This is a genomic window from Pseudonocardia charpentierae, assembly GCF_031845345.1.
Classification (GTDB): Bacteria; Actinomycetota; Actinomycetes; order Mycobacteriales; family Pseudonocardiaceae; genus Pseudonocardia; species Pseudonocardia charpentierae.
Map to the genome: position 1 here is coordinate 121115 of NZ_JAVREJ010000013.1, position 13488 is coordinate 134602.

Here is a 13488-nt window from a genome sequence, read left to right on the forward strand (position 1 = left end):
CGCAGCGTAGCGACGGCCTCGACGCGGCCTCGCCCCGCGTGCATCACGACTCCGATCTGCGCTGCTCGTCGCGAGCGGCCTGCTGGGCGGGAAGCTGGCCGCGCTCGTAGCGGCGCCGGACGTCGCGCGCCATGAGCAGGATCCCGGCCCAGACCGCTGCGAAGATCAGGCCCACGAGCGCCAGCGCGGGAACCAGCAGCCCGCAGGCGATGGTGGCGACCTGCAGCGTCAACGCGACGGGCAGGCCCCACGGGCGACGCTGCACCCCGGACGCGAGCACCATGGCGACCGCCAACCCGCCGATCAGGGTGACACCCAGCGGGGTCGCGCCCGCCCCGAACTTGGGCAGGACGAGCAGCGCGAGCCCGACCACGATGCCTTCCAGCACGAGCACCGCGGCGTACACACCCCGCAGCCCCTTCTTGGTCGGGTCCGGGACCTCCGGGGCAGGCGTGGTCATGCCGGCTCCAGGCCGAACAGCCGCCGCGCCTCCCCCGCCGTGACGACCGAGCCGGTGACGACGACCCCTGCCCCGGAAGCGCCCTCCTCCTCGGCCAGTTCCCGGGCCTGCTCGATCGCCTGGGCCAGCACCGGCTCGACGCTCACCCGGTCCGAGTCGAACACCGACACGGCGAGCGCGCCCAGCTCGTCCGGGTCCATCGTCCGCGACGAGGAGTTCGTCGTGACCACGATCTCCGCGACCACCGGCTCCAGCTCGGCGAGGATCCCGCGCACGTCCTTGTCGCGCATCACCGCGACGACCGCGATCAACCGGGTGAAGCGGAACTCCGTGGTCAACGCTCCGGCCAGCGCCCGGGCGCCGTGAGGGTTGTGCGCGGCGTCGACGAGCACGGTGGCGACGTCCGCGCCGGCGGCGACCCGCTCCAGCCGGCCGGGCGAGCGGACCCCCGCGAACGCCGCGCGTACGGCGTCCGGATCCAGCGGTGACTTCGGACCGGCCCCGGTCAGCGCCTCCACGGCCGCCAGCGCGAGCGCCGCGTTCGACGCCTGGTGCTCGCCGTGCAGCGGCAGGAAGACCTCGTCGTACGAGCCGGACAGCCCCTGCAGGACCATCCGCTGACCGCCGACGGCGATCTCGCGGTCGCGGACGCCGAACTCGGCGCCCTCGCGCGCGACCTGTGCCCCCACCTCGACGCAACGCTCGATCAGCACCTCGGCGACGGCCTTGTCCTGCGCGGCCAGCACCGCCACGGCACCGGGTTTGATGATCCCGGCCTTCTCCCGGGCGATCCCGAGGATGTCCGTGCCCAGGTACTCGGCGTGGTCGAGGCCGATGGGCGTGATGACGGCGACCGTCCCGTCGACGACGTTCGTGGCGTCCCACCGACCGCCCAGACCGACCTCGACGATCCCCGCCTCCACCGGGGCGTCGGCGAACGCCGCGAACCCCATGGCCGTGAGCACCTCGAACTTGCTCAGCGGCACCTCGTTGCCAGCTTCCCTACTACGCGCGTCGACGAGATCGACGAACGGCGCCACGTCGCGGTAGACCTCGACGTAGCGCTCCGGGGTGATCGGCCGGTTGTCGATGTTGATCCGCTCGGTGGCGCTCTGCAGGTGCGGGCTCGTGTACCGGCCCGTGCGCAGCCCGATCTCGCTGAGCAGGGCGTCGACCATGCGCGCCGTCGAGGTCTTGCCGTTCGTACCGGTCAGGTGCACGACGGGGTAGCCGCGCTGCGGGTCGCCCAGCAGCTCGACGAGGTCCGCGATGCGGTCGAGCGAGGGCTCCATCCGTGTCTCGGGCCAGCGCTTGTCGAGCACCGCCTCGACCGCGAGGAACTCCGCGAAACCGGCCACCGACGAGCTGGCCGGCACGACGTCCGGGGTGTCGCCGCCGCGGACGGCGTCGAGGACGTGCCGCAGCACGGCGTCCTCGGCGGCCTCGTCCGGGGCGAGCACGGGCCCCTCCCCCTCGGGCACCTCCTCGCCGGCATCCCGGCGCCCGGAAGCCTGCTCCTCGAAATCCGGATCGCCGAGGTCTCGGCCATGGGAATCTTCGCTGTCGTAGTCGCCGCCGCCGAAGTCCGGGTCGCCGAACCCTCCGTCGCCCCTGCTCATGACGGGCCGGTTCCCGACGGCCCGGTTCCCGACGGTAAGGCCGCCAGCCGCGCCGAGACCCGCTCGATGTCGGCGGCCGCGGCCTCCCGGCGCGCGCGGATGCCGTCGACGATCGCGGCGGGCGCCTTGTCGACGAACTTCGGGTTGCCCAGCTTCTTGTCGGCGGCGTCGAGCTCCTTCTGCGCCGCAGCCAGGTCGCGACCCAGGCGGGCGCGCTCGGCGGAGACGTCGATCGCCCCCGACGTGTCGAGCTCCACGTGCACCGGGCCCCCCGAGAGCACGACCTCCACGGTGGCCGTCGGCGTGAAGCTCTCACCCGGTGGGTCCAGCCGGGCCAGCGACCGTAGTGCCATCTCCGACGCCGCCACGCCGAGCCCGGCGACCCGGGCGGCGACCCGTCGGCTGTCCGGGATGCCCTGCTCGGTGCGGAACCGGCGGACCTCGGTGACCAGCTTCTGCAGGTCGACGATCCGCGTCGCCGCGGTGGTGTCGACCGGCAGACCGACCTCGACCGGCCACGGGGCCACGACCACCGACTCGCCGCCGGTCAGGGCCGTCCACAGCGTGTCGGTGATGAACGGCGCGACCGGGTGCAGCAGTTTCAGCAGCGCGTCCAGGACGTGCCCGAGCACCGCCCGCGTGCCCTCCGCCGTGGCCTCGTCGCGCAGTTGCGGCTTCGCCAGCTCGACGTACCAGTCGCAGAACTCGCCCCACGTGAAGTGGTAGAGCGCCTCGGTGGCCTTGGCGAACTGGAAGTCCTCCAGCAGCGCGTCGACCTGGCCGCGGACCTCCCGCAGCCGCCCGAGGATCCAGCGGTCGGCGTCCGTCGGCTCGGCGGGCAGGGCCGGCTCCGTCGACGCCCCGTTGGCCAGCGCGAAGCGCGTGGCGTTCCACAGCTTGGTGGTGAAGTTACGGGCCGCGAGCACGGCGTCTTCGCCCAACGGCATGTCCGTGCCCGGGTTGGCACCGCGGGCGAGCGCGAACCGCACGGCGTCGGCGCCGAAGCGGTCGAGCCACGCCAGCGCGTCGACGGTGTTGCCCGCCGACTTCGACATCTTCTTGCCGTGCTCGTCGCGCACCATGCCGTGCAGCGCGATGGTGTGGAACGGTGGCGCGCCGTCCATCGCGTACAGGCCGAACATCATCATCCGGGCGACCCAGAAGAACAGGATGTCGTAGCCCGTGACCAGCACGGACGTCGGGTAGTAGCGGCGCAGGTCCACGGTGTCGTCCGGCCAGCCGAGCGTGGAGAACGGCCAGAGCCCGGAGGAGAACCAGGTGTCGAGGACGTCGTCGTCCTGGGTCCAGCCGGCGGGCGGCTCCTCGTCCGGCCCCAGGCAGACGATCTCGCCTTCCGGGCCGTACCAGACCGGGATGCGGTGGCCCCACCACAGCTGCCGGGAGATCGTCCAGTCGTACATGTTGTCGACCCAGGCGAACCAGCGCGGCTCCAGCTCCTTCGGGTGGACGACGACGCGACCCTCGCGCACGGCGTCGCCCGCCGCCTTCGCCAGCGGCGTGACCTTGACGAACCACTGCAGCGACAGCCGCGGCTCGATCGGCTCGTACGGGGCGCGCGAGGAGTGTCCGACGCTGTGCCGGTACGGACGCTTCTCCGCGACGATCCGGCCCTGCGCCCGCAACGCCTCGCGGACGGCGACGCGCGCCTCGAACCGGTCCATCCCGTCGAACTCGGTGCCGGTGCCGGCGATGACGCCGCTCTCGTCCATGATCGAGGGCATCGGCAGGCCGTGCCTGCGGCCGATCTCGAAGTCGTTGGGGTCGTGTGCGGGCGTCACCTTCACCGCGCCGGTGCCGAACTCGGGGTCGACGTGGTCGTCGGCCAGGATCGGGATGCGGCGCCCGACCAGCGGCAGCTCGATCTCCCGCCCGACCAGGTGCCGGTAGCGGTCGTCGTCCGGGTGCACGACGACGGCCGTGTCGCCGAGCATGGTCTCGACGCGGGTGGTGGCCACCACGATCGAGTCGGGGTCCCCCTCGTCCAAGGAGCCGTAGCGGATCGAGACGAGCTCGCCGTCGACCTCCTTGTGCTCCACCTCGATGTCGGAGAGCACGCTGCGCAGGGCGGGCGACCAGTTCACCATCCGCTCGGCGCGGTAGATCAGGCCGTCGTCGAACAGCCGCTTGAACATGGTGCGGACGGCGCGGTTGCTGCCCTCGTCCATGGTGAAGCGCTCGCGCGTCCAGTCGACGCTCTCGCCGAGCCGGCGCATCTGCGACAGGATCGCGCCGCCGTGCTCGGCCTTCCACTCCCACGTGCGCTCGAGGAACGCCTCGCGCCCCAGCTCGCGGCGGCTGGTGCCCTCGGCGACGAGCGCCTTCTCCACCAGCGCGTGCACCGCGATCGAGGCGTGGTCCATGCCCGGCAGGTAGAGGGTGTCGTAGCCCTGCATCCGGCGGCGGCGGATCAACACGTCGATCAGCGTGTGCTCGAAGGCGTGCCCGATGTGCAGGCTGCCGGTGACGTTCGGCGGCGGGATGACGATGGAGAACGGCGGCCTGTCGCTCTTCGGGTCCGCCTCGAAGTAGCCGCGCTCGACCCACCGCTCGTACAGCCCGGCCTCTACCTCGCCCGGGACGAACTGGGCGGGGAGGTCGGTACGCGCGGCGGGGGTGCTGGTCACAGCCCCGAGTCTACGAGCCGGGTACGACAGGTCTGCCTGAGGTCACGACGGGAGCAGGACCGCGTGCAGGCGGTCGAAGCCGAGCACCGGCGCCAGCCGCCGCTCGCGCACCACCGCCAGGTCCAGCAGCCGCACCTCCCCGCTCGTCGGCTCGTACACCCGCCACCCTCCCCCGTCGCGCCGCAGCGCGAGCACGTAGTGCCGCGGGACGAACGACCCGACGAGCAGCGGCACCGGCCGTCTCCGGGTCAGCGCGGCATCCACGTCGTCGATCACCTGCTCGACGTCCGCCGCGGAGGTGTCGTCGACCAGCCGCACCCGGTGGCGTCCGGTCGCCGGCGCGTGGTCGCGCAGCCACCGCACCGCTCCCCACGGGGTCGTGCCCAGGGACTGCGGCCAGAACCGGTTGGTCTCGCCGTGCACCTGCTTTTGACGGGCGTCGTAGCGCGCACCGAAGCCCGCGCCGAGCAGCGACTGCCCCGCGCCGGGCGCCTCCAGCCGCGTCAGCTCCGCAGGGTCCGCCCACGCGGCGAGCGCCAGGAGGACCGCGCTGCCGCAGGTCGTGCCGTCGACCTGATCCAGGACCGCACCGGCGTGCCGCTGCTCGCCGAGCCGGTCCGACAGCAGCGGGCGGCGCTCCACGGTGGACGACTCGCTCGCGACGAGCGCCACGGACCTCGACCGGCGGGGCCGGATCCGCGACAACCCTCTCCCGACCTGCCGCCCGAACCCGGACACCGTGCGCATGGCGCCAACCTAACGTCCGTCGGTCCGCGGCGGACTAGCGTGCGACGTGTGGATCACTTGACCCCGGAGGTCGTCGACTTCCTCTCGGCAGGCACGCGCACCGGCAAGCTCGCGTGGACGGCCGCGGACGGGCGGCCGCTCGTGGCGCCGGTCTGGTTCGTCGTCGACGACGGCGCGGTGCTGTTCAACACGGGCAAGGAAACGGCCAAGGGGCGGGCGATCCGGCGCGACCCCCGGCTGGCGCTCTGCGTCGACCTCGAGGAGCCGCCGTTCGCGTTCGTGCAGGTGCAGGGCATCGCCACGATCAGCGAGGACCCCGAGGACCTGTTGCGCAGCGCGACCGCGATCGGCGGGCGCTACATGGGCCCGGAGCGTGCCGAGGAGTTCGGCAGACGCAACGGCGTGCCCGGCGAGCTGCTGGTGCGGCTCCGGCCGACGAAGGTGATCGCCGTGATGGACATGACGGCCTGACCGCCAGTCGCTCGCGTCAGGGGGAGTTCAGCCCCGGCGCGACTGGTCGTTCGCGGGCTCCCCGCGCTCGTCGTCCGAGCCCCAGCCCTCGGCCAGCTTGCTGATCTTCCCCGCGTAGTCGCGGGCCGCCACCGCCGGGTCGTCCGCCCGACCTGCGGCGACACCCAGGAGGAAGGCCGTCACCGGCGCCCCCGGCCTGCTGACGCCGTGCGCGACGTCCGAGGCCATGTCCAGGACGAGGTCCACGACACCCAGGCTGTCGAGGGTTTCCTCCAGCCCCAGCTCGCGGGTCACGCCCGTGACCCACTCGGACAGGGCTTTCGCATCGCTGCTCGGCATACGACGAACCCTATGCGCGCCCGGCGGTCGGCGCTCGATGCGGACCGCCGGCCCGCCGGTTTCAGTGCCCGAACAGCGCCGGGATCTTGAGCACCAGCTGGTAGAGCCCGTAGCCGAACGGCACCAGCACCCACAGCCAGGCCAGCACCACCACGGCGGGACTGATCGGCCGTCCGGTGTTCTCGGTGTGCGTGGTCATGCGCGCGCCTCCGTCCTGGTGCCGGGCTGCTCCTGAGCCGGCTCGTGGTAGCGCTCGGACACCGGCCGGATCAGTTCGTTGCAGACGAACCCGACGACCAGCAGCCCGACCATGATCGTGAACGACAGCGTGTACCGGCCCGGTCCCGCCACCCCGGCCGCGATCCGGGCGTCGGCGATCGCGTTCACGATCACCGGGCCGAGCACTCCGGCGGTCGACCACGCGGTGAGCAGGCGCCCGTGGATGGCCCCGACCTGGTAGGTGCCGAACAGGTCGCGCAGGTAGGCCGGGACGGTGGCGAAGCCCGCGCCGTAGAACGACAGCAGCAGGATCGCGATGAGCAGGAACAGCACCTTGTTCGTGTTCGTCAGCAGCGTCAGGCCCAGGTAGAGCAGCGCGCCGACGCCGAGGTAGATCCGGTACATGTTCTTTCGGCCGAGGAAGTCCGACGTCGTGGACCAGAGGATGCGGCCCGCGGAGTTGGCCAGCGAGAGCATCGCGACGAACCCGGCGGCGGCCGCGGCCAGCGCCTGCGGGCTCGTGGCGTCGGGGAAGAAGTCGGAGTAGATCGGCGCCGCCCGCTCGAGGATCCCGATGCCGGCGGTGACGTTGAAGCACAGGACGACCCACAGCAGCCAGAACTGCGGGGTGCGGATCGCGTTGCGGGCCGAGACGTTCGCCGTGGTGATGAGCGAGCCGGTCTTGGCGTGCGCCGGGTCCCACCCGGCGGGCTTCCAGTCGGGTGCGGGCACGCGGATGAGCAGCCAGCCGACCGACATGAACACGGCGTAGATCAGACCCATCACCAGGAAGGTCTGACCGATCCCGTCGGGATTGGGATTCGCTCCCGATCCGCCGAACGCGGACAGCAGCTGGTTGGTCAGCGGCGACGCGATCAGTGCACCGCCGCCGAAGCCCATGATCGCGATGCCGGTCGACAGGCCGGGGCGGTCCGGGAACCACTTGATCAGCGTCGAGACCGGCGAGATGTAGCCGATGCCCAGCCCGATCCCGCCGACGAACCCGTACCCCACGACGACCAGCCAGTACTGCCGCAGGTAGAGCCCCAGCGCCGAGATCAGGAACCCGGCGACGAAGCACGACGACGAGACGACCATCGCCCACCGCGGCCCCTTGGAGTCGACGCGCGTCCCGAACAGCGCCGCCGAGAGGCCGAGCATGATGATCCCGAGGGTGAACGGCAGCGCGCTGGCGACCCCGGAGATGCCCAGACCCTTCTCGAGCGGCGGCTTGAACACGCTCCAGGCGTAGGCCTGACCGATCGCCAGGTGGATCGACAGGGCGGCGGGTGGCACGAGCCACCGGCTCCACCCGGGTGGCGCGACGATCCGCTCCCGTTCCAGGAACCCTGCCATCTCGACTCCCGCGATCCTCGACGACCCGATGAACGCGGCTTTACCCTAATGGGTGTGCCGTCAACCACCGGGAAACGCGGGGCGTGACGAACACACGGACGCCGGCCCTGCCTGAGCAGGACCGGCGTCCGGTGTGATGCGGTGTCGGCTACGCAGAGCGCTCGCGGCGCTCGCGACGGGCGGGCTGACGCGGGACGATCGTCGGGTTCACGTTCTCGCGCACCGTCTGCTCGGTGACGACCACCTTGGCCACGTCGTCGCGGCTCGGGATGTCGTACATGACGGGGAGGAGGACCTCCTCCATGATCGCCCGCAGGCCGCGGGCACCGGTGCCGCGCAGGATGGCCTGGTCCGCCACGGCCTCCAGCGCGTCGTCCGTGAACTCCAGCTCCACGCCGTCCATCTCGAACAGCTTGCGGTACTGCTTGACCAGCGCGTTCCGCGGCTCGGTGAGGATCTTGACAAGGGCGTCCTTGTCGAGCGACGTCACCGACGCCACGACCGGGAGCCGGCCGATGAACTCGGGGATCAGCCCGAACTTGATCAAGTCTTCGGGCATCGTGTCGCCGAAGCTCTCCGCCGACTCGAGGTCGTGCTTCGAGCGGATCTCGGCCCCGAACCCCAGCCCGCGGCGGCCGACCCGGTCGCCGATGATCTTCTCGAGACCGGCGAAGGCACCTGCCACGATGAACAGGACGTTCGTGGTGTCGATCTGGATGAACTCCTGGTGCGGGTGCTTGCGGCCGCCCTGCGGGGGTACCGACGCCGTGGTCCCCTCCAGGATCTTCAGCAGCGCCTGCTGGACACCCTCACCGGAGACGTCGCGTGTGATCGACGGGTTCTCCGACTTACGGGCGATCTTGTCGACCTCGTCGATGTAGATGATGCCGGTCTCGGCGCGCTTGACGTCGTAGTCGGCGGCCTGGATCAGCTTGAGGAGGATGTTCTCGACGTCCTCGCCCACGTAGCCCGCCTCGGTCAGCGCCGTGGCGTCGGCGATCGCGAACGGCACGTTGAGCAGCTTCGCCAGCGTCTGCGCGAGGTAGGTCTTGCCACAGCCCGTGGGGCCGAGCATGAGGATGTTCGACTTCGCCAGCTCGACGCCGTCGCCGTCGGCACCTCGGCCCTTGTCGCCGGCCTGGATGCGCTTGTAGTGGTTGTAGACCGCCACCGACAGCGTGCGCTTGGTCTGGGACTGCCCGACCACGTACTGGTCGAGGAACTCGTGGATCTCGGCGGGTTTGGGCAGCTCGTCGAGCTTGACCTCACCGGCCTCGGCCAGCTCTTCCTCGATGATCTCGTTGCAGAGATCGATGCACTCGTCGCAGATGTAGACGCCGGGGCCCGCGATGAGTTTCTTTACCTGCTTCTGGCTCTTCCCGCAGAAGGAGCACTTCAGCAGGTCACCGCCGTCACCGATGCGTGCCATGAGTGCAGACCCCAGTCCCATCCGGCACACCCGATCCGGTGTGCCTGTCGTGACGGTACCCGCCGAACGCGCCCACCGGGGAGCAGACAACTGCTCCGAATCGGCGACGTGTCGGTAGGCGGTCGCCGCCGGAGCCGAACTGCCCCGGCGGCGGTCGAACCGCTCAGCTGACCGGCGTGAGCTTCCGGCTCTGGATGATCTCGTCGATGATCCCGTACTCCTTGGCTTCCTCGGAGGTCAGGATCTTGTCGCGCTCGATGTCGAGGCGGACCTGCTCCGGGGTCTTGCCGCTGTGCTTGGCCAGCGTCGCCTCCAGCAGCTTGCGCATGCGGGAGATCTCGGCCGCCTGGATCTCCAGGTCCGACACTTGGCCGTAGATGCCCTCGGTGGCCGGCTGGTGGATGAGGATCCGCGCGTTGGGCACGGCGAGGCGCTTGCCGGGCGTGCCCGCGGCCAGCAGCACCGCTGCGGCCGAGGCGGCCTGCCCGAGGCAGACCGTGGTGATCTCCGGACGCACGTACTGCATCGTGTCGTAGATGGCCATCAGCGAGGTGAACGAGCCACCCGGCGAGTTGATGTACATCAGGATGTCGCGGTCCGGGTCCGTCGACTCCAGCACGAGCAGCTGGGCCATCACGTCGTTGGCCGACGCGTCGTCGATCTGCACGCCGAGGAAGATGATGCGCTCCTCGAAGAGCTTGTTGTACGGGTTGGACTCCTTGACCCCGTAGCTCGTCCGCTCGACGAAGGACGGCAGCACGTACCGCGACTGCGGCGGCTGGAAACTCATCAGACGCTCCCGTTCCCGTTCGTGCTGGGGCTGGTGGCGTCGGGCAGCTGCCCGGCGCGGTTGATCACGTGGTCCACGAAGCCGTAGTCCTTCGCCTCCTGCGCGGAGAACCAGCGGTCGCGGTCGAAGTCGGCCGTGATCCGCTCGACCGTCTGCCCGGTGTGCTGGGCGATCAGCTCGGCCATCTCACGCTTGTGCCGGCGGAACAGCTCCGCCTGGATCGCGATGTCCGACTCCGTGCCGCCGACGCCCGCCGACGGCTGGTGCATGAGGATCTGGCAGTGCGGCAGCGCGTACCGCTTGCCGGGCGTCCCCGCGGAGAGCAGGAACTGGCCCATCGAGGCGGCCAGGCCCATCGCGTATGTGGCCACGTCGCACTCGATGAACTCCATCGTGTCGAAGATGGCCATTCCGGCCGTGACCGAGCCGCCCGGGGAGTTGATGTAGAGCGCGATGTCGGCCGTGGGGTCCTCCGCCGACAGCAGCAGCATCTGTGCGGCGATCCGGTTGGCGATCTCGTCGTCGACCTGCTGCCCGAGCACCACGATCCGCTGCTGGAGCAGCCGCTCGAACACCGAGTCGCTCAGCGTCATGGACGTCGGCGCGCCGCGCCGCATGCTTACGCCCGCGCCCCGCGGCATCCCGGCGGTCGTGTCCTGCTGGCTCACTTCACCCTGCCTTCTGTGGTGTTCATCGCCGGTTGTCCTGTCCATGCCGACCCTACGCGGACGGCCCGGTCACCGACCGCGCACGGAGGCGTTGTTCGCTGTCGGCAGTACCGCCCGGCATCCCGGGCCCGGTACGTCACGCGTCGGACGCCGCCCGGCCGCCTTCGGGCTGGACGGGCGCCTCCGCCTCGGTCGCGCCGGCACCGTCGGTGCCCGCAGCGTCGTCGGCGGTCTGGTCCGCGTCGGCGGACTCCTCGGCCGTCTCCACGGCAGCGGCGTCGGCCTCCGAGGCGCCCTCGGTGTCGACCTGCTCGGCGTCAGCCTGCTCGGCGTCGGACTCGTCGGACTCGTCGGACTCGTCGGCAGAACCGATCAGGTCCGACAGGTCGACGGGCCCGCCCGACTCGTCGGTGACCGTGGCCGCCGCGACGGCGGCGATCAGCGCCTTGCTCCGGCGCACGTCCGAGTAGACCGCCCCGAGCTGGCCCGCCTCCTGGATGCGCCGGACGAACTCCTCCGGGGGCATCTGGTACTGCTGGGCCTGGTAGATGATCCGCTCGGTCAGCTCCTGGTCGTTGACCGACACCTGCTCCTGCTCGGCGAGGGCGTCGAGGACGAGGCGGGTCTTGACGTTGCGCTCGGCCTCGGTGCGGACGTCCGCGTCGAACTCCTCGCGCGACTTGCCCTGGGCGTCGAGGAACTGGGTGAACCGGTCGTCGTCGTGGTCGAAGGCGTGCACGGCGTCGTGGACGCGCGACTCGACCTCGGCGGTGACGACGCTCTCCGGCAGCGGGACGTCCGTGGCGTCGACGAGCGCCTCGAGGACCTTGTCGCGGGCCTGCGTGACCTGCTCCATGCGCCTGACCTGGCCGAGCCGGGTGCGCAGGTCGTCCGTCAGCTCGTCGAGGGTGTCGAACTCGCTGGCGAGCTGGGCGAACTCGTCGTCCGCCTCGGGGAGCTCGCGCTCCTTGACCGCCGTGACGGCCGCGGTGATCTCGGCGTCCTTGCCCGCGAACTCTCCGGCCACGAGCTGGGAGGTGAACGTCGCCGACTCGCCGGCCGAGAGGCCGCGCACGGCCTCGTCGAGGCCGTCGATCAGCCCGCCCTGGCCCACCTGGTAGGAGAAGCCGCTGGTGGAGGCCTCCTCCACGGGCTCGCCGTCGACGGTCGCCGACAGGTCGAGCAGCACGAAGTCGTCGTCGCCCGCGGGGCGCTCGACGCCGGACAGGGTGCCGAAGCGGCCCCGCAGGTTGTCGAGCTCCTCCTTGACGGCCGCCTCGTCGACCTCGACGTCGTCCACGGTGACCGTGATGCCGTCGAGGTCGGGGAGCGAGATCTCCGGGCGGACGTCGACCTCGGCGGTGAACGCGAGGTGGTCGCCGTCCGCGATCTCGGTGACCTCGATGTCCGGGCGACCGATCGGGTTGACCTCGTCCGCGGAGGTGACGGCCTCCGAGTACTTGGCGGGGATCGCGGCGTTCACGACCTCGTCGAGCACGACGCCGCGACCGAGACGCGCCTCGAGGATGCGGGCGGGCGCCTTGCCCGGCCGGAAGCCGGGGATGCGGACCTGCTGGGCGATCTTGCGATACGCCCGGTCGAAGTCGGGCTTGAGCTCGTCGAACGGCACCTCGACGTTGATGCGGACGCGCGTCGGACTGAGGCGCTCGACGGTGCTCTTCACGGGGGACACTCCTCGGAACTGGTGCAGCGTGGGTCGCGGCCGCGGACGCGCTGCGGCGACGACCACCGACCGGGTAGGTCGCCGGAGCAGGACGCGAGCGCCACCGCCGGCCGGTTTGGTGGCGAGTCTAGGCGGTGTCCTGTGCGCCCCGGTCGGCGGTGCGGCGTTCGCCGCGGGGCCCGCGCAGCACGCAGTCGCCGCAGAGCCCACCGCCGGGGACGCGGTGGAACAGACAGCACGAGCGGCGCCGGAAGGACCACCCGACGTCGGGCGCTTCCGGGGCGCGCACCGTCGCCGTGGCCGCGAGCGGGGGCGTCGCGAGCAGGTGCCGGGCGACCTCGGCGGCGCGCGGAGCGGCGTCGGGGCGGCCGGCGGCGACCAGCTGTCGGGCACTCGCCACGGCCGACGCGACGTTGCCCCACAGCACCCGTTCCGCGACCGGCACGCGTGCCCGGACGGCGACGACCACCGGAGCGAGCACGCCGGTGAGCAGCGTCCGAAGTCCCGACGGTTCCGGGCACGGCTCGACCCGGTCCGCGTCGCCCGGCCACCACAGCCACGGGCCGGCACCGCCGGGGCGCCAGTGCAGGGTCGCGGCGAAGGCCTCAGCGAATGCCTCAGCGAATGCCTCAGCACGATCGCCGGGTCGTCCGGGTGGCGCGGACGCCTCCGGCAGCACCCCGTGCACGGCGACGGCGGCGAAGAGCGGTGCGACGACCTGGGCCGCGAACCCCTGGAAGGCGATCGACGCCGCAACCCGCCCGTCGGTGCCCAGCGCCGTACCGACCGCGGCGATCCGGTCCGCCAGCGGATCGCCCGGGTCCGCGAGCGCGCCGACCGGCACCCACCCCTCCCCCGGCGCGATTCGACCGGTGTCCACGGCGAAGAACGGCCCGATGCCCGCGACGTCGGCGAGCAGGGCGCGCACGTCGGTCACCTCCGTCACACCCCCAGCCTGCCCGGCCACACCGGTGACGGCACGGCCGTTCGGGTGATTGCCTTTCCCCACGCTGCTCTACGCCGGGTACTTGCACATCACGTGCCCCGGTGCGACGTCGCCT

At 71.5% G+C, this 13488-nt stretch carries 13 protein-coding genes; 1 reads left to right on the top strand and 12 read right to left on the bottom strand.

The window, feature by feature from the left end:
• Positions 1-43: 43 nt before the first annotated feature.
• From RM445_RS18775 to RM445_RS18790, 4 genes are read right to left on the bottom strand one after another with little or no spacing between them, the layout of a single operon-like run.
• Positions 44-460: a DUF4233 domain-containing protein gene (locus RM445_RS18775; RefSeq protein WP_311557946.1), complete on the bottom strand. Its 417-nt coding sequence runs from the start codon at positions 458-460 to the stop codon at positions 44-46.
• Positions 457-2079, bottom strand: a complete 1623-nt coding sequence (locus RM445_RS18780; protein ID WP_311557948.1) for a bifunctional folylpolyglutamate synthase/dihydrofolate synthase — start codon at positions 2077-2079, stop codon at positions 457-459. Before RM445_RS18780 ends, RM445_RS18775 begins: the two co-directional genes overlap by 4 nt.
• The gene (locus tag RM445_RS18785) at positions 2076-4724 is read right to left on the bottom strand and encodes a valine--tRNA ligase (protein ID WP_311557949.1); all 2649 of its coding nucleotides are present in this window, start codon (positions 4722-4724) and stop codon (positions 2076-2078) included. The genes RM445_RS18780 and RM445_RS18785 overlap by 4 nt, the downstream gene beginning before the upstream one ends.
• A 42-nt stretch (positions 4725-4766) precedes the next feature.
• A complete protein-coding gene (locus RM445_RS18790; RefSeq protein ID WP_311557950.1) occupies positions 4767-5471 on the bottom strand; it encodes a hypothetical protein in 705 nt (234 codons plus the stop codon).
• A 48-nt stretch (positions 5472-5519) separates the two neighbouring features.
• Between RM445_RS18790 and RM445_RS18795 the strand changes: the two genes are divergently transcribed.
• Complete coding sequence (locus RM445_RS18795) at positions 5520-5942, top strand: PPOX class F420-dependent oxidoreductase (protein WP_311557951.1); 423 nt, start codon at positions 5520-5522, stop codon at positions 5940-5942.
• A 27-nt stretch (positions 5943-5969) separates the two neighbouring features.
• On the opposite strand, the gene RM445_RS18800 is transcribed toward RM445_RS18795, so the two are convergent.
• The 8 genes from RM445_RS18800 to RM445_RS18835 form a co-directional block, all read right to left on the bottom strand.
• Entirely contained in the window at positions 5970-6281 is a 312-nt protein-coding gene (locus RM445_RS18800) for a DUF6457 domain-containing protein (RefSeq protein ID WP_311557953.1), read from the bottom strand.
• Positions 6282-6342: 61 nt separating this feature from the next.
• Positions 6343-6480 (bottom strand): MFS transporter small subunit, encoded by a 138-nt coding sequence (locus RM445_RS18805; protein ID WP_311557955.1) that lies wholly within the window; start codon positions 6478-6480, stop codon positions 6343-6345.
• Complete coding sequence (locus tag RM445_RS18810) at positions 6477-7856, bottom strand: OFA family MFS transporter (protein WP_311557956.1); 1380 nt, start codon at positions 7854-7856, stop codon at positions 6477-6479. Before RM445_RS18810 ends, RM445_RS18805 begins: the two co-directional genes overlap by 4 nt.
• A 148-nt stretch (positions 7857-8004) precedes the next feature.
• The gene (clpX, locus tag RM445_RS18815) at positions 8005-9285 is read right to left on the bottom strand and encodes an ATP-dependent Clp protease ATP-binding subunit ClpX (RefSeq protein ID WP_311557958.1); all 1281 of its coding nucleotides are present in this window, start codon (positions 9283-9285) and stop codon (positions 8005-8007) included.
• A gap of 163 nt (positions 9286-9448) precedes the next feature.
• Positions 9449-10075, bottom strand: coding sequence for an ATP-dependent Clp protease proteolytic subunit (locus tag RM445_RS18820; RefSeq protein WP_311557960.1), 627 nt, complete (start codon positions 10073-10075; stop codon positions 9449-9451).
• The gene (locus RM445_RS18825; RefSeq protein ID WP_397469362.1) at positions 10075-10716 is read right to left on the bottom strand and encodes an ATP-dependent Clp protease proteolytic subunit; all 642 of its coding nucleotides are present in this window, start codon (positions 10714-10716) and stop codon (positions 10075-10077) included. Before RM445_RS18825 ends, RM445_RS18820 begins: the two co-directional genes overlap by 1 nt.
• 163 nt (positions 10717-10879) lie before the next feature.
• Positions 10880-12427 (bottom strand): trigger factor, encoded by a 1548-nt coding sequence (tig, locus tag RM445_RS18830; protein WP_311557961.1) that lies wholly within the window; start codon positions 12425-12427, stop codon positions 10880-10882.
• A gap of 127 nt (positions 12428-12554) precedes the next feature.
• Positions 12555-13373, bottom strand: coding sequence for a (2Fe-2S)-binding protein (locus tag RM445_RS18835; RefSeq protein ID WP_311557963.1), 819 nt, complete (start codon positions 13371-13373; stop codon positions 12555-12557).
• Positions 13374-13488 lie beyond the last annotated feature (115 nt).